The following is an 18456-nucleotide window of genomic DNA, read 5'->3' as shown; positions in this document are numbered from 1 at the left end:
TGATGGCGAAGATCCTGAGCTTCTCGGACGATGCCCGGCACCTGCTGGAGCACGGTGTCAACGCCCTCGCGGACGCGGTCAAGGTCACTCTCGGCCCGCGCGGGCGCAACGTCGTCCTGGACAAGAAGTTCGGCGCACCCACGATCACCAACGACGGCGTGACCATCGCCAAGGAGATCGAGCTCACCAACCCGTACGAGAACCTCGGCGCGCAGCTGGTCAAGGAGGTGGCGACCAAGACCAACGACGTCGCCGGCGACGGGACCACCACCGCGACCGTGCTGGCCCAGGCGATGGTCCGCGAGGGCCTGCGCAACGTGGCCGCCGGGGCGAACCCGACCGGCCTCAAGCGGGGCATCGACGCGGCGGCCACCAAGGTCTCCGAGGCGCTGCTCGGCAAGGCCGTCGAGGTCGCCGACAAGAAGTCGATCGCGCACGTCGCGACCATCTCCGCGCAGGACGCCACCATCGGTGAGCTGATCGCCGAGGCGATGGAGCGGGTCGGCCGCGACGGTGTCATCACCGTCGAGGAGGGCTCCGCCCTCACCACCGAGCTGGAGGTGACCGAGGGTCTCCAGTTCGACAAGGGCTTCATCTCACCCAACTTCGTCACCGACGTGGAGTCGCAGGAGGCGGTCCTCGAGGACCCCTACATCCTGATCACCACCCAGAAGATCTCGGCGATCGAGGAGCTGCTGCCGCTGCTGGAGAAGGTCCTCCAGAACAGCAAGCCGCTGCTGATCATCGCCGAGGACGTCGAGGGCCAGGCCCTGTCCACGCTGGTGGTCAACGCGATCCGCAAGACCGTCAAGGTCTGCGCGGTCAAGGCCCCCGGCTTCGGTGACCGCCGCAAGGCGATGCTCCAGGACATGGCGATCCAGACCGGCGCCGAGCTGGTCGCCCCGGAGCTGGGCTACAAGCTCGACCAGGTCGGCCTGGAGGTGCTGGGCACCGCCCGGCGCGTCGTGGTCGACAAGGAGAACACCACCATCGTCGACGGTGGCGGGCAGGGCACCGAGGTCGCCGACCGGGTCGCGCAGATCCGCAAGGAGATCGAGGCCTCGGACTCCGAGTGGGACCGGGAGAAGCTGGCCGAGCGGCTGGCGAAGCTCTCCGGTGGCGTCGCGGTCATCAAGGCCGGCGCGGCCACCGAGGTCGAGATGAAGGAGCGCAAGCACCGCATCGAGGACGCCATCGCGGCGACCAAGGCCGCGGTCGAGGAGGGCACGGTCCCGGGTGGCGGCGCCGCCCTGGCCCAGATCCTGCCGGTGCTCGACGACGACCTGGGCCTGACCGGTGACGAGAAGGTCGGTGTCTCGATCGTGCGCAAGGCGCTGGTCGAGCCGCTGCGCTGGATCGCCCAGAACGCCGGCCACGACGGCTACGTGGTGGTCCAGAAGGTCGCCGGCCAGCAGTGGGGCAACGGCCTCGACGCCGCCGTCGGCGAGTACGTCGACCTGGTGAAGTCCGGCATCATCGACCCGGTGAAGGTGACCCGCAACGCGGTCACCAACGCCGCCTCGATCGCCGGCCTGCTGCTCACCACCGAGAGCCTGGTGGTCGAGAAGCCGGAGCAGGCCGAGCCGGCCGCCGGGGGCCACGGCCACTCGCACGGCCACGGCCACCAGCACGGCCCGGGCTTCTGATCCCACGCCGTACGGCCTGAGTTCGGGGCACACCGTCGATCCGGCGGTGTGCCCCGACCCGTATCTGCTTACGGAACGCTGACGTCGTTGGCGGCCCGACGGAAGATCGTCGACACTGGTCGGTGTGAGCAGCATGTCCCGCGGCTTCGCCGCGCTGGCCGGGATCACCGCCGCCGCCGTGGCCATCGGCGTCGCCGAACCCGTCGCCGTCCTGACCGGCCCCCGCTCCGCGCCGCTGATCGCCGTCGGTGGGCTGGTCGTCGACCTGGTGCCCGAGCCGCTCAAGCAGTTCGCCATCGCGGTCTTCGGCACGTACGACAAGATCGCCCTGCTGGTCGGGACGGCGCTGCTGCTGGCCGCGTTCGCCGCGCTGCTCGGGGTGCTCGCGGCCCGGCGGCTCTGGCTCGGCCTGGTGGGGATCGCCGCGTTCGCCGCCCTCGGCGTGGCCGCCGCGCTCACCCGGGCCGGCGCGGACGCCGCCGACGCGCTGCCCTCCCTGGTCGGTGGCGCGCTCGGCGCGCTCACCCTCTGGGCCTTCGTGGCCGGACCGTTGCAGCTCGAACCCTGGCCGTGGACCCCGCCCACCCCGGCCGTCCCGTCCACCCCGTCCACCCCGCCCTCGTCGGCCGGTCCGTCCTCGCCCGCCGGGTCGCCGGAGGCCGCCGCTTCGCCCGCCGGGTCGCCGGAGCGCGCCGGTGGGCCGCCGGCCGGGTGGGAGCCGCTGGAGCGCAGCGACCCGGAGTCCCGGCGGCGGTTCCTGCGGGGCGTGGGCGTGCTGGCCGGCACGGCGGCGGTGGCCGGGGTCGGCGGTCACCTGCTGGCCGGGCGGCGCGGCGTCTCCGCGGCCCGGAAGGCGGTCACCCTGCCCGCCCCGGCGGCGCCGGCGCCGGCGTTGCCGGCGGGCGCGGACCTCTCGCTGCCGCAGCTCGCCTCGTACGTGACCCCGAACAGCGGCTTCTACCGGATCGACACCGCGCTGGTGGTGCCGCAGGTCGACCCGGCGAGCTGGCGGCTGCGGATCCACGGGCGGGTGCGCAACCCGATCGAGCTGAGCTTCGACGAGCTGCTGGCGCGGCCGATGATCGAGCGGTACGTGACGCTGGCCTGCGTCTCCAACGAGGTCGGCGGGGACCTGATCGGCAACGCCCGCTGGCTGGGCGTACCGCTCAAGGAGCTGCTGGACGAGGCGGACCCGGAGCCCGGCGCGGACCAGGTGGTCGGGCGCTCGGTCGACGGCTGGACCTGCGGCACCCCGACCGCGCTGCTGCGCGACGGGCGGGACGCGCTGCTGGCGGTGGGGATGAACGGCGAGCCGCTGCCGGTGGCGCACGGCTTCCCGGTGCGGATGGTGGTCCCGGGGCTCTACGGCTACGTCTCGGCGTGCAAGTGGGTCACCGAGCTGGAACTGACCAGCTTCGCCGACTTCGACGCGTACTGGGTGCCGCGTGGCTGGTCCGCCCAGGGGCCGATCAAGACGGAGTCCCGGATCGACACGCCCCGCCCCCGCAACCGGCTGACCGCCGGTCCGGTGACGGTGGCCGGGGTGGCCTGGGCACAGCACCGGGGCATCCGCAAGGTCGAGGTACGCGTCGACGGCGGCCCGTGGCGGGCGGCGACGCTGGCCCCCACCGTCTCGGTGGACACCTGGGTGCAGTGGTCGTGGCGGTGGGACGCCACCCCCGGGGAGCACACCCTCCAGGTGCGGGCCACCGATGCCGACGGCGTGCCGCAGACCCCGCAGCGGGCCCCGGTCGCGCCGGACGGCGCCACCGGCTGGCACACCGTCAAGGTCACCGTGCGCTGAGCCCGGCCCCGGCTCTGCCGGTTGGCCGCTCCTGCCCGTCTCACGAGCTGACGTCGTGGGTGGCTCGTGCGGCGGGGCGTCCCCGGGGCGGCCGTGCCGCCGCCCGTGGGTCGCGCGGTTGTTCAGCGGGGTGCGGGGAGCTGTCCGCACCGGCCGGTGCGGTGGGTCAGCCGGCGGCGGGGAAGTACGCCACCGACCAGCCGCGGTAGGAGCCGTGGTCGAGGTAACCGGCGACGCCGACGCCGCCGCTGACCGAGGTACCGATGACCTTGCCCTCGCCGAGGCTGATCGCCACGTGCCCGGTGCCGGCCGAGTTGTGGTACCAGACCAGGGCGCCGCGCGGCGGGATGCCGGAGGTGTTCAGGTAGCCGTGGCTGCTCTCCCAGTCGCCGCCGACCTCCGCGCTGTACCAGCCCGAGCCGCCCCAGCCGTACGCCTGGGCGACGAAGGCCAGGCACAGGTTCTCGTACGCGGAGGAGCGGTAGCGCTGGAACGCCCAGTCGATCGCCCCGTTGGCGGAGCGCGGGTTGGTCTTGGACGACGGCTCGTTGCCGACGTACACACAACTGTTGACCACCTGACCGTCGGACCCGGTCTTGACGTACGCGTCGGAGACCATGCCGCCGTTGGAGAGGAAGTCCCACAGGGTGGTGGTGCCGTAGGTGCCGGTCACCGACTCGCCGTTGGTCTGGCACAGCAGGGTCACGCTCGCCCCGTCCGCCACAGTGCGCCAGGAGTCCCAGTTGCTGCTCGGTCCGGACCGTACGTTGAGGGCGGCGCCCGAGGTGTTGATGGTGCCGGTGGCCGAGCTGGCGTACGCCTGGGCGACGCCGGGGACGGCGAGCACCAGACCGGTGGCGAGTGCGCTGGCGGCGGCGATGCCCCGGAGGGAGCGCCGCCGTCGATCGACAAGTGTCAACATGTGGCTGAAGGTAGCGAGCGGGCGCCGCACGGTCCACCGCCGGTGGGGGCTCCTGCCCGCATCTGCAGCGGATTGTCGAATGTCGCCGCCGATGCGCAATATCCGGGAAGGCACTTTCCCACGTGGAGCCCGCGCGCCGACGCGCCGACGCCGCACCCGGCAGGGGGTGCGGCGTCGGCGGTGGTCGAAGAGGGTGGGTCAGGCGACCTTGCGCTGGTCCGGCACGGCGGTCTTGTGCGGGCGGCCGAGGCGCGCCTCCAGGCGGGCGATGTCCACCCGGCTCTGCCGGCGGTCGGCGAGGTCCTCCCAGCCGAGGGCGAGCAGCCGGAGCCGCTCGGACTCGCTGAAGCCGCCCCACACGCCGTACGGCTCGCGGACCGACAGGGCGTGCGCGGCGCACTCGGCCCGGACCGGGCAGGCGCGGCAGACCGTCTTCGCCCCGGACTCGCGGCGCAGCCGCGACGAGCCCCGCTCGCCGTCCGGGTGGAAGAACTGGGCGCTGTCCCGGCCCCGGCACGCACCGAGACGCTGCCAGTCCCAGAGGTCGACGATGGGTCCGGGCAGTCTACGTACGTTCGACATCAGCACCCCTCCTCCCGCGCGGCACCGCGGAGAATCCTTGTGGCCAGCGACCGGGCGGCGGTCCGCGCGGGACTCCGATCCGGCTGGACCCCTCGGTACCCGGGCTTTCCCTCGCTCACACATCTGTGATCGAAAACCTCGGACAACCGACGGCATATGCCCCATCTGTCGGAAAAGTTCGGATGATTGCCCGGAACCCCCTCCCGGGGCGACCCGGCCATGGTCTGCTCTGAGTCGGGAAAGGAGACCACTGTGCGTAGCGTTCTCGTGTGCGTTCGGACACCACTGGCGGCTCAGCACCTGACTTCCGCGGCGGCGCGACTGGGGCTGGCCGGAGTCGTGCGTACCGCCGTCTCCGATCCCGAGGTGATGCTCCGGCTCGCCGAGCGCCCGGTCGACGTGGTGCTCGCCGACACCGCCCTCACCCGGCCGGACAGCGCCGGCTTCGTCCGCCGGGTCCTCGCCCGCGCGCCGCAGGCCGCGGTCGTGCTGCTCGGCGCGGAGGAGTCCGAGGCGGCGGCGGCCACCATCAACGCCGGCGCGCGCGGTCTGGTGCAGGGCATCGACCACGACCTGACCAGCGCGGTGGCCAAGGCCCTGCTGCTGCTCGCGGCCCCGGGCCGGGCGGCCCGGCACCGGGTGACCGACCCGGCGCGGGACGCCGCCGCGGTCGGTGGGCCGGCCCGTCCGGGCACACCGGGGCGGACCCCGGCCGGACAGCAGACGGCCTGGCCGGCCGGGCCGGCGGACGGGCCCGGGGGCGGCCCCACGGTGGTGCCGGTGCAGCGCGGCGACGACCCGGCCGAGCCGGGCACCGGTGAGCCGGAGGCGCCGACCGCCACCCCGCGCGCCGGGGCCCGCAACTCCCGGGGCAGCGTCGGGTTGACCGAACGCGAACTCCAGGTGCTGCTCGGCATGGCCGAGGGGAAGAGCAACGCGGAGATCGGCCGGGAACTCTTCGTCTCGGAGGACACCGTCAAGACGCACGCCCGCCGGCTCTTCCGCAAGCTGGGGGCCCGCGACCGGGCACACGCCGTCGCGGCGGGCTTCCGGGCCGGCCTGGTGGCCTGACCCCGGCGGTCACTCCTCGGCGGCGTCCTCGGTGCCCTCGGTCAGCGTGTCGTGCACACCGTCGGCGTACCCCCGGGCGTAGTCCCAGCTGACGTAGTGGTCCGGGTCGGGGTCGTAGGCCGGTTCGTGCACCCGGGGGCGGCCGGAGCTGAGCAGGTGGCGCAGGTTGCCGCGGAGCAGGTCCCAGTCGAAGTAGTGCGGCTCGCGGCAGTCCTCGCACTCGATGACCAGGCCACGCACCCCGATCGGCTGCAACAGCGCCTGGTAGATCTCCAGATCGGCGAGGTCCTCCAGGACGTCCTGCTTCTCGACCTCGGTCAGCGGGTCCAGTGGATCGTCCTCACGCGGATCGTGCAGGCCGGCAGCCGGATCGGCCGGGTCGCCGTTGAACGGGTCGATGGGCTCGTCGTGCACCCCCCCACCGTAGTCCCCGGCGGGCCGGAAAGTCCGCCCCCGGGGAGTCCCTGTGGCCCCGCCTACCCCTGCCCGCCGCTGCCGGGGCCGGCCCAGCTCAATGGGTACGATGAAGCGACGTGCCGTCACCCGGCGTGCGCCGGTGTCCGCGCGCGCCGCCGCGCCGCAGCCCGTACGAACAGCTCAGGGGAGCAATCGTGGAGAATTCGCCCAGCACCGAACTTCCGGCCGGCGTCGACGGCGGCGAGCTGGGTGGCCATCTGCCCGAGTTGCCCGCCGGCTCCGCGCGGGTGGTGCCGCTCGGGCTGACCTTCGACGACGTGCTGCTCCAGCCGGGCGAGTCGGACGTGGTGCCGAGCCGGGTCAACACCCGTACCCGGCTCACCCGCAACATCGAGCTGACCGTGCCGCTGCTGTCCAGCGCGATGGACACCGTGACCGAGGCGCGGATGGCGATCGCGATGGCCCGCCAGGGCGGCATCGGCGTGCTGCACCGCAACCTCTCCATGGAGGACCAGGCGCTCCAGGTCGACCTGGTGAAGCGCTCCGAGTCCGGCATGATCACCAACCCGGTGACCGCCAACCCCGACGACACCCTGCGTGACGTCGACGCGCTCTGCGGGCGCTACCGGATCTCCGGCGTGCCGGTGGTGGACGGTCAGGGCCAGCTCGTCGGCATCGTCACCAACCGGGACATGCGCTTCGTCTCCGACCCGGCCACGCCGGTCCGCGAGATCATGACCCGTACCCCGCTGGTCACCGCGCGGGTCGGGGTGAGCAAGGACGACGCGCTGGAGCTGCTCCGCCGGCACAAGGTGGAGAAGCTGCCGATCGTCGACGAGTCCGGCACGCTGCGCGGCCTGATCACCGTCAAGGACTTCACCAAGAGCGAGCAGTACCCGAACGCCACCAAGGACGAGGCGGGCCGGCTGCGGGTCGCCGCCGCCGTGGGCGTCGGCGAGGACTCGTACAAGCGGGCCCGGACGCTGGTCGACGCGGGCGTCGACGTGCTGATCGTGGACACCGCGCACGGTCACCAGCGGGCCGTGCTGGAGATGGTCGCCCGGCTCAAGAAGGACGTCGCCATCGACATCGTGGGCGGCAACGTGGCCACCTACGCGGGCGCGAAGGCGCTGGTCGACGCGGGTGCGGACGGCGTCAAGGTGGGCGTGGGCCCCGGCGCCATCTGCACCACCCGGATCGTCGCCGGGGTCGGCGTACCGCAGATCACCGCGATCATGGAGGCCGCCCGGGCGGCCCGCCCGGCCGGCGTGCCGGTGATCGGCGACGGTGGCATCCAGTACTCGGGCGACATCGCCAAGGCCCTGGTGGCCGGCGCCGACACGGTGATGCTCGGCAGCCTGCTGGCCGGCTGCGAGGAGAGCCCCGGCGAGCTGATCTTCATCAACGGCAAGCAGTACAAGGCGTACCGGGGGATGGGCTCGCTCGGCGCGATGCAGTCCCGCGGCCAGGCCAAGTCCTACTCCAAGGACCGCTACTTCCAGCAGGACGTGCTCGCCGAGGACAAGCTGGTCCCCGAGGGCGTCGAGGGTCAGGTGCCCTACCGGGGCCCGCTCTCCGCGGTCGCCCACCAGCTCACCGGCGGGCTGCGCGCCGCGATGGGGTACGTCGGCGCGGAGAGCATCCCGGAGCTGCACCGGCGCGGCCAGCTCATCCGGATCACCGCGGCCGGGCTCAAGGAGAGCCACCCGCACGACATCCAGATGACCGTCGAGGCGCCCAACTACCACAGCCGCTGACCACCATCCCCCCAACCACCTGGAGTCCCCCATGCGTGACGTGGTCGAGATCGGGCTGGGCAAGACCGCGCAGCGCGGTTACCACCTGGACGACATCGCCATCGTGCCGAGCCGCCGGACCCGGGACGTCGACGACGTCTCCACCGCCTGGCAGCTCGACGCCTACCCGTTCGGCATCCCCTGCGTCGGGCACCCGTCCGACGCGACGATGAGCCCCGCCTCGGCGGTCCGGCTCGGCCAGCTCGGCGGTCTCGGCGTGCTCAACGTCGAGGGCCTCTGGACCCGGTACGAGAACCCGGCCAAGGTCCTGGAGGAGCTGGCCGGCCTGGGCGAGGACGCCCGCGCCACCAAGCGCCTCCAGGAGGTGTACGCGGAGCCGATCCGCCCCGACCTGATCGCCGAGCGGGTCCGCGAGCTGCGGGCCGGCGGCGGCACGGTGGCCGTCCGGGTCTCCCCGCAGCACACCCTGGCGCTCGCCCCGGTGATCCTCGACGCCGGCGTGGACATCCTGGTCATCCAGGGCACCATCGTCTCCGCCGAGCACGTCTCCACCACCGACGAGCCGCTGAACCTCAAGGAGTTCATCGCCGACCTCGACCTGCCGGTGATCGTGGGTGGCTGCACCGACTACAAGACGGCGCTGCACCTGATGCGGACCGGCGCGGCCGGCGTGATCGTCGGCATCGGCGGCGACGACTGGTCGACCACCGAGTCGGTGCTCGGCATCCGGGTGCCGATGGCCACCGCGATCGCCGACGCCGCCGCCGCCCGCCGCGACTACCTGGACGAGACCGGTGGCCGGTACGTGCACCTGATCGCCGACGGTGACATCCAGACCTCCGGCGACATCGCCAAGGCGCTCGGCTGCGGCGCGGACGCGGTGATGCTCGGCGAGCCGCTCTCGCTCTGCGCGGAGGCCCCGGCCGGCGGTGCCTGGTGGCACTCGGCGGCCAGCCACCCGTCGCTGCCCCGGGGCGCGTTCGAGACCGCCGGCGACCCGCTCGGCTCGATGGAGCAGCTGCTGTTCGGCCCCGCCGACGAGCCCGACGGGCAGCTCAACCTCTTCGGCGGCCTGCGCCGGGCGATGGCCAAGTGCGGCTACCGCGACCTCAAGGAGTTCCAGAAGGTCGGCCTGGTGCTCGACCGCTGAGCCGGGGCGACGACGCGACGGCGCGGGTGCGGATTCCGGTCCCACCCGCGCCGTCGCGCGTCTAGGCTCGCCGGATGACGCCCGGTCGACGGTGGTGGGCGGCGGCGCTGGCCGTGGCGCTGCTGGCCGGCGGCTGCACCGGCCACGACGGCCGGTTCCGGCCCGGCTCGGCCGACCTCGGTGACCCGTACGTGCCGGGGGCCGGCAACGGCGGCTACGACGTCGACCACTACGCCCTCGCGGTGCGCTACGACCCGGCCGACGACCGGCTCACCGGCCGGGCCACGATCACCGCGACCGCCACCGCCGGGCTGTCCCGGTTCCACCTGGACCTGGCCGGCCTCACCGTCGACCGGGTCCGGGTCGACGGCGCCGAGGCCGAGCACCACCGTGACGGGGCCGAGCTGGTCGTCACCCCGCCCCGCGGCCTGCCCGCCGGGAAGCGGTTCGGCGTCGAGGTGACCTACGGCGGGGTGCCGGCGCCGCTGCCCAGCGGCGAGCTGGGCGAGGGCGGCTTCCGGGCCACCCCGGACGGGGCGATCGCGCTGGGCCAGCCGGAGTCGGCGAGCACCTGGTTCCCGGTCAACGACCACCCCGCCGACAAGGCCACGTACGACATCGAGGTGACCGTCCCGGACGGGCTCGCCGCGCTCAGCAACGGGGTGCCGCAGGGGCGGGAGAGCCGGGCCGGCTGGACCACCTGGCGCTGGGCCGAGCACGCCCCGATGGCCAGTTACCTGACCACCCTGGTGATCGGGAACTACCGGGTGACGACCGGGACCCACGCCGGGAAGCCGATCGTCACGGCGGTCGCCGCCGGGCTGCCGGCGGACGGTCCGGCGGCCGCCTCGGTGGCCCGTACCGGCGCGGTGGCGGACTACCTGGCCAGTGTCTTCGGGCCGTACCCGTTCGACGCGTACGGCGGGCTCGTGGTGGCCGACCCGGGCATCCGGTACGCGCTGGAGACCCAGACCCGGCCGGTCTACGGGCCGGGCTTCTTCGGCCGTGGCCGGCCGGACACCGAGGTGGTCGCGCACGAGCTGGCCCACCAGTGGTTCGGCGACAGCGTCTCGCTGGCGCGCTGGCGCGACATCTGGCTCAACGAGGGCTTCGCCACGTACGCGGAATGGCTCTGGACCGCGCACGACGGCGGCCGTGCGGTGGCCGACTCCTTCACCGCCGCCTACCGGGGCGTCGACTGGACGAAGCCGTCGGTGGACCCGGGCCGGGCGGCGCTCTTCGGCGACGCGGTCTACCGGCGCGGCGCGCTGGCCGTGCACGCGCTGCGCCGCACCGTCGGCGACGCGACGTTCTTCCGGATCCTGCGCGGCTGGCTGGCCGAGCACCGGGACGGCACCGTCACCACCGCGGACTTCATCGGGTACGCCGAACGGGTGGCCGGCCGGCCGCTGCGCCCGCTGCTCGACGCCTGGCTCGTCGGCGCGACCGCGCCGGCCCTGCCGTGACGCGGGCGTGACCGTCGGTCGGTAGGCTGCCGCGGGCGGAGCGGCCCGGGGGCGGGCCGGCCCACGCCCGGGGAGGGATCGAGGCGATGACGCTGGCGCGGTGGAGTGGACGACGACGGCTCGGACTGCTGCTCCCCGGGGCCCTGCTGCTCGCCGGGTGCGGTTCCCCCGAGGCGGAGCCGACCGTGCAGAGCCCGACGGCCGCCGCGCCGAGCGCGACCCGCAGCGTGGGTCCCGGCGCGCCCGGCGCCGGCGACCCGTACTTCCCCGGCTACGGCAACGGCGGCTACGACGTCGCGCAGTACCGGGTGCAGGTGCGGTACGACCCGGCGACGGACAAGCTGACCGGCACCACCACCGTGCGGGCCACCGCCACCGCCAACCTGACCGCGTTCAACCTGGACCTGGCCGGGCTGACCGTCCGGTCGGTCACCGTGGACGGCGCGAAGGCGGGGCACACCCGCACCGCCGACGAACTCGTGGTCACCCCGGGCACCGCGCTGACCGCCGGCAACGGCTTCGTCGCCGAGATCCGCTACGACGGCGTACCGGCCGCGCTGCGCAACGAGGTGATCGGCGAGGGCGGCTGGCTGCACACCTCCGACGGGGCCATCGCGCTGGGCCAGCCCGAGTCGGCGAGCACCTGGTTCCCGGTCAACGACCACCCCTCCGACAAGGCCCGGTACCAGTTCGAGATCACCGTGCCGAAGGACCTGACCGCGGTCAGCAACGGTGTCCCCGAGGGACGTACGGTCCGTGGCGACTGGGCCACCTGGTCGTGGGTCGAGGACGCGCCGATGGCCAGCTACCTCAGCACCGTGGTGATCGGGAAGTTCCGGGTGACCCGGGGGACGCACAAGGGCCGGCCGGTGTTCAGCGCGGTCACCACGAAGGTGGCCGACGGCGCGCCGGACCGCTCGATCGCCCGCACCGTCGAGGTCGCCGACTACCTGGAGAGCGTCTTCGGGCCGTATCCGTTCGACGCGTACGGCGGGGTGGTGGTCGCCGACGACCGGGTCCGGTACGCGCTGGAGACGCAGAGCCGGCCGGTCTACTCGGCCGGGTTCTTCCGGCAGGGCGACAACACCGGGGTGGTCGCGCACGAGCTGGGCCACCAGTGGTTCGGCGACAGCGTGTCGCTGGCGAAGTGGCAGGACATCTGGCTCAACGAGGGGCTGGCCACCTACGCCGAGTGGCTCTGGGCGGAGCACACCGGTGTCTCCACCGTGCAGCGCACGTTCGAGCAGATGTACGCGGGCGCCTCCGGGCAGGTGTGGCGTACCCCGCCGGGCAAGCCGGGCGTGGCCAACCTGTTCGGCCGTTCGGTCTACGACCGGGGCGGGATGACCGTGCACGCGCTGCGGGTGGCGGTCGGCGACACCGCCTTCTTCACCATCCTGCGCACCTGGGCGGCGGAGAAGAAGAACGGCAACGCGACCACCGCCGAGTTCGTGGCGCTGGCCGAGCGGATCTCGCACAAGAAGCTCGGCAAGCTCTTCGACGCCTGGCTCTACGGCACCGAGCGCCCCGCCGAACCGAAGCCGCTCTAGGACTTCACCCGCAACGACGGGTGCGCGGTGAGGAAGGCGTCCTGGCGGCCGGCGCGCAGCGCGGTGAGGAACTGCCGGCCGACCGGGAGCAGTTGCTCGCCCCGGTAGGACCCGCCGCTGCCCACCCCGTCGCCGGGGAGCGCGACCAGCACGAGGCCGTCCGCTGGCAGCCCGCCCAGGGCGTACGCGAAGTCGACCAGCTTCCGCCCGCCGCCGACGTACACCAGGGTCTTGCCGAGCGCGTCGACCACCTGCTCGACCCGGGCCGGGTCGCGGGCCAGGTTCTCATCCAGGATCTTCCGGGCCAGGGCCCGCAGGAGCTGCTGCTGGTGGCGCTGGCGGGTGTAGTCGCCGCCGGCGGTGTACCGCTGCCGGGCGTAGTCCAGCGCCTGCCAGCCGGTCAGGTGCCGGTCGCCGGGCAGGTAGACCATCTGCGGGCCGACGTACTCGCTGCCGACCCGGTCCCGGTAGCGCCCGTCGGGCCGGCGGTGCTTCGAGGCGACCCGCTGGTCGACGTTGATGTCGACGCCGCCGAGGGTGTCCACCAGCTTGTCGAAGCCGCCGAAGGTGATCACCGCGCCGGCGTCGATGCGCAGCCCGGTGTACCGGCTGACCGTGGTGCGTAGCAGCTCGTACCCCTGGGCGGTGCTGGGGTGGGCCTTGTCGCCGGGGACCCGGCTGCCGTAGCTCATCGCGTGGGTGAGCTTGGTCCGGCCGCCCGGGTAGCCGGCCTTCGGGTAGGCCGGGATGTCCACCACCAGGTCGCGGGGGAGCGAGAAGAGGTACGCCTTGCCGAGCCCGGCCGGCACGTGCAGCACCAGTACGGCGTCGCCGTGCGGTTCCCAGCCGGGCACGCTGACCCGGGTGTCCACCCCGACCAGCAGCAGGTTGAGCGGGCCGGTGAGGTCGGCGCCCGGCGGCGGGGTGGGGCTGGCCGTCGCCGACGGGCTCGGGCTCGCCGACGGGCTGGGGGTCGGCGCGCCGGCGGCCGGGGCGGGGGAGGGCCGGGAGGCCAGCCGGGTGGCGAGCACCGCGCCGGCCGCGACCACCAGCACGGCCACCAGGGCCGCCAGGCCGAGCAGCCACCGTCGTCGGGTCATCGTGGTTCTCCTTCCCCGTACCCGTAGGACGTGGCGGGGTGGGGTACGGGTTGCGTCGGTGGGAATCCTGCCCGGTCGGGCGTTCTGCATGATCTGCGAAAAACTCGCGCTGGCGCTATGGCTACCCGTCGGTAATGATGCGTTCATGCGGTACGACGTGGTCGTCATCGGGTCGGGTTTCGGCGGCAGCGTCACCGCGCTCCGGCTGGCCGAGAAGGGCTACGACGTCGGGGTGCTGGAGGCCGGGCGGCGTTTCGCCGACGACGAGTTCCCGCAGACCTCCTGGCGGGCCCGGCGTTTCCTCTGGGCCCCGAAGCTCGGCTGCTACGGGCTGCAACGGATCACCCTGCTCCGCTCCGCCGACCGGAAGGCCGGCGGCGGCGTGCTGGTGCTCTCCGGCGCCGGGGTGGGCGGCGGCTCGCTGGTCTACGCGAACACCCTCTACGAGCCGCTCGACGCCTTCTACACCGACCCGCAGTGGCGGGACATCACCGACTGGCGCGACGAGCTGGCCCGTCACTACGACCAGGCGAAGCGGATGCTCGGCGTCACCACGTACCCGATCGTCACCGGCGCGGACCGGGCGATGCGGGCGGTGGCCGAGCGGATGGGGGTGGCGCACACCTTCCACGCCACCCCGGTGGGCGTGCACATCGGCCGACCCGGCGAGCGGGTGCCCGACCCCTACTTCGGTGGCGTGGGGCCCGAGCGCACCGGCTGCAGCCACTGCGGCTCCTGCATGACCGGTTGCCGGCACGGCGCGAAGAACACCCTGGTCAAGAACTACCTCTGGCTCGCCGAGCGGCTCGGCGTGCAGGTTCACCCGCTGACCACGGTGACCGCGGTGCGCCCGGCGGCCGGCGGCGGGTACGACGTGCACACCGTGCGCACCGGCGCCTGGTTGCGCCCGCGCCGCCAGGTGATCCACGCCGACCAGGTGGTCTTCGCGGCCGGGGCGCTGGGCACCCAGCGGCTGCTGCACGAGATGCGCGCCACCGGGGCGCTGCCCGGGCTCTCGCCCCGCCTCGGCGAGCTGACCCGGACCAACTCGGAGGCGATCCTGGGCGCCTCGGTCGGGTCGCGGCAGGCCCGCCGGCGCGGGCTGGACTTCACCGAGGGGGTGGCGATCACCAGCTCGTTCCACCCCGACCCGCAGACCCACATCGAACCGGTCCGCTACGGCAAGGGCTCCAACGCGATGGGGCTGCTCCAGTCGCTGCTGGTCGACGGCGGCCCGCGCCGGGTCCGGCGCTGGCTGACCAGCATCGTCACCCAGCCGGGGCTGGCCGCCCGGATGCTCTCCGTGCGCGGCTGGTCCGAGCGGACGGTGATCGCCCTGGTCATGCAGTCGGTGGACAACTCGCTCACCACCCGGCTGCGGCGCGGCCCGTTCGGCCGCCGGCTGGTCTCCGGCCCGGGCCACGGCGCGCCGAACCCCACCTGGATCCCGGCCGGCAACGACGCGGTCCGGCTGCTGGCCGAGGAGATCGACGGTACGCCCGGCGGCGCGGTCACCGAGCCGTTCAACGTCCCGGTGACCGCGCACATCCTGGGCGGCGCGGCGATCGGCGACTCCCCGGAGCGCGGCGTGATCGACCCGTACCACCGGGTCTACGGCCACCCGGGGCTGCACGTGGTGGACGGCGCGGCGGTCTCCGCGAACCTGGGCGTCAACCCGTCCCTGACGATCACCGCGCAGGCCGAGCGGGCGATGTCGTACTGGCCGAACAAGGGCGAGGACGACCCACGCCCGGCGCCCGGTGCAGCGTACCGCCGGCTCGACCCGGTGCCGCCCCGGCAGCCGGCCGTGCCGGCGCACGCCCCCGCCGCGCTACGCCCCTGAGGCGGCCGGCCGGCTCCGCCGGAGACGCGGCGTGCGACACACCCGGGGCGCGGCCCGGGGCGGGGGTGACTGTCGGTAGGCTTTCTGCACATGAGCACGCCTCGCCCCGTCCTCGTGGTGGACTTCGGAGCCCAGTACGCCCAGCTCATCGCGCGTCGCGTCCGCGAGGCCAAGGTCTACTCGGAGATCGTCCCGCACTCCATGCCGGTCGCCGAGATGCTGGCGAAGAACCCGGCCGCGATCATCCTCTCCGGCGGCCCGTCCAGCGTCTACGCGCCGGACGCCCCGCAGATCGACGCCGGCATGTTCGACGCCGGGGTCCCCGTCTTCGGCATCTGCTACGGGTTCCAGGCGATGGCCCAGGCGCTCGGCGGCACGGTCGCCCGCACCGGCAACCGCGAGTACGGCGGCACCCCGCTGCGTCCCCGGCTGCTCGAGCCGGGCGTGCTGCTGCGTGACCTGCCGGCCGACCTGCCGGTCTGGATGAGCCACGGCGACGCGGTGACCGAGGCGCCGGCGGGCTTCACGGTGACGGCCGAGTCGGCGGGCGCGCCGGTCGCCGCGTTCGAGGACCTGACCGGCCGCCGGGCCGGGGTGCAGTTCCACCCGGAGGTCGGGCACACCGCGCACGGCCAGGAGATGCTGACCCGCTTCCTGTACGACATCGCCGGCATCGAGCCCAGCTGGACGCCCGAGAACATCATCGACGACCAGGTGGCGCGGATCCGCGCGCAGGTCGGCGACAAGGAGGTCATCTGCGGCCTGAGCGGCGGCGTCGACTCGGCGGTCGCCGCGGCGCTGGTGCACAGGGCGGTCGGGGACCAGCTCACCTGCGTCTTCGTCGACCACGGCCTGCTGCGCGCGGGCGAGGCCGAGCAGGTGGAGAAGGACTACGTCGCCGCCACCGGCATCAAGCTCAAGGTGGTCGACGCCCGGGAGCGGTTCCTCGGCGCGCTGGCCGGGGTGACCGACCCGGAGCAGAAGCGCAAGATCATCGGCCGGGAGTTCATCCGGGTCTTCGAGGCCGCCGCCCGCGAGATCGCCTCGCACGGCGACGTGGAGTTCCTGGTCCAGGGCACCCTCTACCCGGACGTGGTGGAGTCCGGCGGCGGCACCGGCACCGCCAACATCAAGAGCCACCACAACGTCGGCGGTCTGCCGGAGGACCTGAAGTTCGCCCTGGTCGAGCCGCTGCGGACGCTCTTCAAGGACGAGGTCCGCACGCTCGGCCTGGAGCTGGGCCTGCCCGAGGCGATGGTCTGGCGGCACCCGTTCCCGGGCCCCGGCCTGGCCATCCGGATCATCGGCGCGGTCGACGAGGAGCGGCTGGCGGTGCTCCGCCGGGCCGACCTGATCGCCCGCGAGGAGCTGACCGCCGCCGGCCTGGACCGGGGCGTCTGGCAGTTCCCGGTGGTGCTGCTGGCCGACGTGCGCAGCGTCGGGGTGCAGGGTGACGGGCGCAGCTACGGGCATCCCGTGGTGCTGCGCCCGGTCTCCAGCGAGGACGCGATGACCGCCGACTGGTCGCGGCTGCCCTACGACGTGGTGGCCCGGATCTCCACCCGGATCACCAACGAGGTGGCCGAGGTCAACCGGGTGGTCCTCGACGTGACCAGCAAGCCGCCGGGCACCATCGAGTGGGAGTGAGCCGGGCTCAGGCCGCCGTCGGCGGCTGAGGCGCCGGCCGGGTCTCCGGCTGCGGCACGGGCCCGGGCCACCGGTCCGGGCCGGCGGTCGGCGCCGACCAGGTCGGGCCGGCAGCCGGCGGCGCGGCGGGCGGCCAGCCGGGCGCGGTGCCCGCCGGGTGCGGCCAGGCCGGGGCGTCCGCCGGCTCCTCGGGCATCAGGAACCACATCACCGGGTACGCCAGCGCGGCGAGCCCGCCGGTGAGCAGGGTGGCGACCGCGAAGGTCACCCGGACCAGGGTGGGGTCGACGGCGAAGTAGCGCCCGACGCCGCTCGCCACGCCGGCGATCATCCGGTCCGTGACGGGTCGGCGGAGCTGCTTGTACGGGGCCTGGGAGGAGTGCGGGGAGGTCATGTCCCCACGGTCCCGCGTCGGCCCGGCGGGCGACCTCGGTGACCGCCCGGACTCCTACCCTGACCGATCCCTGAGCCGCCAGCGAAGAGTCAGGAATCTGACTCTTTTCGATGGAGGTAACCCGGCGCGAGGACAATTTCCTCCCGTGACCACCTCGCTGGAGCCGCTCCGCAGGATCGCGGCATACGCAGTTTGTGCTGATTCAGACGGCCGAGTGTTGCTGGTCCGCGCATCGGAGCGCTCCGGCACCCCCGGCACCTGGTCGCTGCCCGGAGGGGCGGTCGACCACGGTGAGGACCCCAAGCACACCGTCGTCCGGGAGACCGCGGCGGAGACCGGCCTCTCGGTCGCCGTCTCCGGCCTCCAGGACGTGATCGCCGACATGCGGGCGCTGCCCGAGCGCGGCATCACGATCCACACCGACCGGCTGCTCTACACCGTCTCCGTCCGGGGCGGGACGCTCACCGAGCGGGTCGACCGCCCCACCGACCTGGCCCGCTGGTTCACCCTCGACGAGGCCCGCGAGCTGCCGCTGCGGCTGTTCACCGCGCGCGCCCTGGGGCTGCCCACCTCCACCGACGACCTGGTGCCGGCCGAGGTGCCCGAGTTCCCCTCGTTCTACGCGGTCCCCGGCCCGGACGGGCTGCACCGGGCGCAGCGTTTCGCCGCGTACGCCGTGGTGACCGACCCGGAGGAGCGGGTGCTGCTCACCCGGGTCTCCGACGGCTACCCGGGCGCCGGCTGCTGGCACCTGCCGGGCGGCGGCACCGACTACGGCGAGCAGCCCGGCGCCGCGCTCATCCGCGAACTGGTCGAGGAGACCGGCCAGACCGGCCGCCTGGTCGAGCTGCTCGGGGTGGCCAGCCACCGGGACGCCGCCTCGCTCGGCCCGGAGGGCTACCCGATCGACTGGCACGGCGTACGCGCCTTCTACCGGGTGGTGGTCGACCAGCCGGCCCCGCCCACGGTGGCCGACGTCGGCGGCTCGACCTGCGAGGCGCGCTGGTTCCGCCGGGAGGAGCTGGGTGCCCTGCCCACCGACCGGCTCACCGAGGTGACCGCCGAGGCCGTCCAGGCCGCCCAGCTCATCTGAGCCGGCCCGGACCC

General features: G+C 73.8%; 15 protein-coding genes. 10 read left to right on the top strand and 5 right to left on the bottom strand.

The window, feature by feature from the left end; all coding sequences use genetic code 11:
• Window positions 1-2: 2 nt before the first annotated feature.
• A complete protein-coding gene (groL, locus tag GA0070611_RS18605; protein ID WP_091666017.1) occupies window positions 3-1646 on the top strand; it encodes a chaperonin GroEL in 1644 nt (547 codons plus the stop codon).
• 124 nt (window positions 1647-1770) lie between these two features.
• Window positions 1771-3450, top strand: a complete 1680-nt coding sequence (locus GA0070611_RS18600; protein ID WP_091666015.1) for a molybdopterin-dependent oxidoreductase — start codon at window positions 1771-1773, stop codon at window positions 3448-3450.
• 166 nt (window positions 3451-3616) lie between these two features.
• Here GA0070611_RS18600 and GA0070611_RS18595 read toward each other — a convergent pair whose 3' ends face one another.
• Both GA0070611_RS18595 and GA0070611_RS18590 read right to left on the bottom strand, forming a co-directional pair.
• The gene (locus tag GA0070611_RS18595) at window positions 3617-4372 is read right to left on the bottom strand and encodes a hypothetical protein (protein ID WP_091666013.1); all 756 of its coding nucleotides are present in this window, start codon (window positions 4370-4372) and stop codon (window positions 3617-3619) included.
• A 198-nt stretch (window positions 4373-4570) separates the two neighbouring features.
• A complete protein-coding gene (locus tag GA0070611_RS18590) occupies window positions 4571-4954 on the bottom strand; it encodes a WhiB family transcriptional regulator (RefSeq protein ID WP_091673128.1) in 384 nt (127 codons plus the stop codon).
• A 252-nt stretch (window positions 4955-5206) separates the two neighbouring features.
• Here GA0070611_RS18590 and GA0070611_RS18585 point away from each other — a divergent pair, with 252 nt between their 5' ends.
• Complete coding sequence (locus tag GA0070611_RS18585; RefSeq protein ID WP_091666010.1) at window positions 5207-6025, top strand: response regulator transcription factor; 819 nt, start codon at window positions 5207-5209, stop codon at window positions 6023-6025.
• Between the two features lie 9 nt (window positions 6026-6034).
• Here the strand turns inward: GA0070611_RS18585 and GA0070611_RS18580 are convergent, their stop codons facing one another.
• The gene (locus GA0070611_RS18580; protein WP_091666007.1) at window positions 6035-6439 is read right to left on the bottom strand and encodes a DUF5319 domain-containing protein; all 405 of its coding nucleotides are present in this window, start codon (window positions 6437-6439) and stop codon (window positions 6035-6037) included.
• A gap of 197 nt (window positions 6440-6636) precedes the next feature.
• On the opposite strand from GA0070611_RS18580, the gene guaB reads away from it, so the two are divergent.
• The 4 genes from guaB (at window position 6637) to GA0070611_RS18560 (ending at window position 12365) form a co-directional block, all read left to right on the top strand.
• Window positions 6637-8199 carry an IMP dehydrogenase gene (gene guaB, locus GA0070611_RS18575; RefSeq protein ID WP_091666005.1) on the top strand — a complete coding sequence of 521 codons (1563 nt, stop codon included), beginning with the start codon at window positions 6637-6639 and terminating at the stop codon, window positions 8197-8199.
• 31 nt (window positions 8200-8230) lie between these two features.
• Window positions 8231-9349: a GuaB3 family IMP dehydrogenase-related protein gene (locus GA0070611_RS18570; RefSeq protein WP_091666003.1), complete on the top strand. Its 1119-nt coding sequence runs from the start codon at window positions 8231-8233 to the stop codon at window positions 9347-9349.
• A 74-nt stretch (window positions 9350-9423) separates the two neighbouring features.
• Window positions 9424-10815 (top strand): M1 family metallopeptidase, encoded by a 1392-nt coding sequence (locus GA0070611_RS18565; RefSeq protein WP_091666000.1) that lies wholly within the window; start codon window positions 9424-9426, stop codon window positions 10813-10815.
• 86 nt (window positions 10816-10901) lie between these two features.
• Complete coding sequence (locus GA0070611_RS18560; protein WP_091665997.1) at window positions 10902-12365, top strand: M1 family metallopeptidase; 1464 nt, start codon at window positions 10902-10904, stop codon at window positions 12363-12365.
• Here GA0070611_RS18560 and GA0070611_RS18555 read toward each other — a convergent pair.
• Window positions 12362-13465, bottom strand: a complete 1104-nt coding sequence (locus GA0070611_RS18555) for an LCP family protein (RefSeq protein WP_091665995.1) — start codon at window positions 13463-13465, stop codon at window positions 12362-12364. The two genes, GA0070611_RS18560 and GA0070611_RS18555, sit on opposite strands and share 4 nt — an antisense overlap.
• 145 nt (window positions 13466-13610) lie before the next feature.
• On the opposite strand from GA0070611_RS18555, the gene GA0070611_RS18550 reads away from it, so the two are divergent.
• Window positions 13611-15308, top strand: coding sequence for an FAD-dependent oxidoreductase (locus GA0070611_RS18550; protein WP_091665992.1), 1698 nt, complete (start codon window positions 13611-13613; stop codon window positions 15306-15308).
• A 90-nt stretch (window positions 15309-15398) separates the two neighbouring features.
• Entirely contained in the window at window positions 15399-16955 is a 1557-nt protein-coding gene (guaA, locus tag GA0070611_RS18545; protein ID WP_091665989.1) for a glutamine-hydrolyzing GMP synthase, read from the top strand.
• A 7-nt stretch (window positions 16956-16962) separates the two neighbouring features.
• Here guaA and GA0070611_RS18540 read toward each other — a convergent pair whose 3' ends face one another.
• On the bottom strand, window positions 16963-17349 hold the full coding sequence (locus tag GA0070611_RS18540; protein ID WP_091665987.1) for a PspC domain-containing protein: 387 nt from the start codon (window positions 17347-17349) through the stop codon (window positions 16963-16965).
• 145 nt (window positions 17350-17494) lie between these two features.
• Between GA0070611_RS18540 and GA0070611_RS18535 the strand changes: the two genes are divergently transcribed.
• On the top strand, window positions 17495-18442 hold the full coding sequence (locus GA0070611_RS18535; RefSeq protein ID WP_091665985.1) for an NUDIX hydrolase: 948 nt from the start codon (window positions 17495-17497) through the stop codon (window positions 18440-18442).
• Window positions 18443-18456: the final 14 nt, after the last annotated feature.

This window comes from Micromonospora auratinigra (genome assembly GCF_900089595.1).
Classification (GTDB): Bacteria; Actinomycetota; Actinomycetes; order Mycobacteriales; family Micromonosporaceae; genus Micromonospora; species Micromonospora auratinigra.
The sequence above is the reverse complement of the archived record's forward strand: the minus strand, read 5'-3'. Positions and strand labels throughout refer to the sequence as shown.

Coding starts and splice junctions, on each gene's coding strand:
- groL (WP_091666017.1), top strand. CDS start 3: ATGGCGAAGATCCTGAGCTTCTCGGACGATGCCCGGCACCTGCTGGAG.
- GA0070611_RS18595 (WP_091666013.1), bottom strand. CDS start 4,372: ATGTTGACACTTGTCGATCGACGGCGGCGCTCCCTCCGGGGCATCGCC.
- GA0070611_RS18590 (WP_091673128.1), bottom strand. CDS start 4,954: ATGTCGAACGTACGTAGACTGCCCGGACCCATCGTCGACCTCTGGGAC.
- GA0070611_RS18570 (WP_091666003.1), top strand. CDS start 8,231: ATGCGTGACGTGGTCGAGATCGGGCTGGGCAAGACCGCGCAGCGCGGT.
- GA0070611_RS18565 (WP_091666000.1), top strand. CDS start 9,424: ATGACGCCCGGTCGACGGTGGTGGGCGGCGGCGCTGGCCGTGGCGCTG.
- GA0070611_RS18560 (WP_091665997.1), top strand. CDS start 10,902: ATGACGCTGGCGCGGTGGAGTGGACGACGACGGCTCGGACTGCTGCTC.
- GA0070611_RS18555 (WP_091665995.1), bottom strand. CDS start 13,465: ATGACCCGACGACGGTGGCTGCTCGGCCTGGCGGCCCTGGTGGCCGTG.
- GA0070611_RS18550 (WP_091665992.1), top strand. CDS start 13,611: ATGCGGTACGACGTGGTCGTCATCGGGTCGGGTTTCGGCGGCAGCGTC.
- guaA (WP_091665989.1), top strand. CDS start 15,399: ATGAGCACGCCTCGCCCCGTCCTCGTGGTGGACTTCGGAGCCCAGTAC.
- GA0070611_RS18540 (WP_091665987.1), bottom strand. CDS start 17,349: ATGACCTCCCCGCACTCCTCCCAGGCCCCGTACAAGCAGCTCCGCCGA.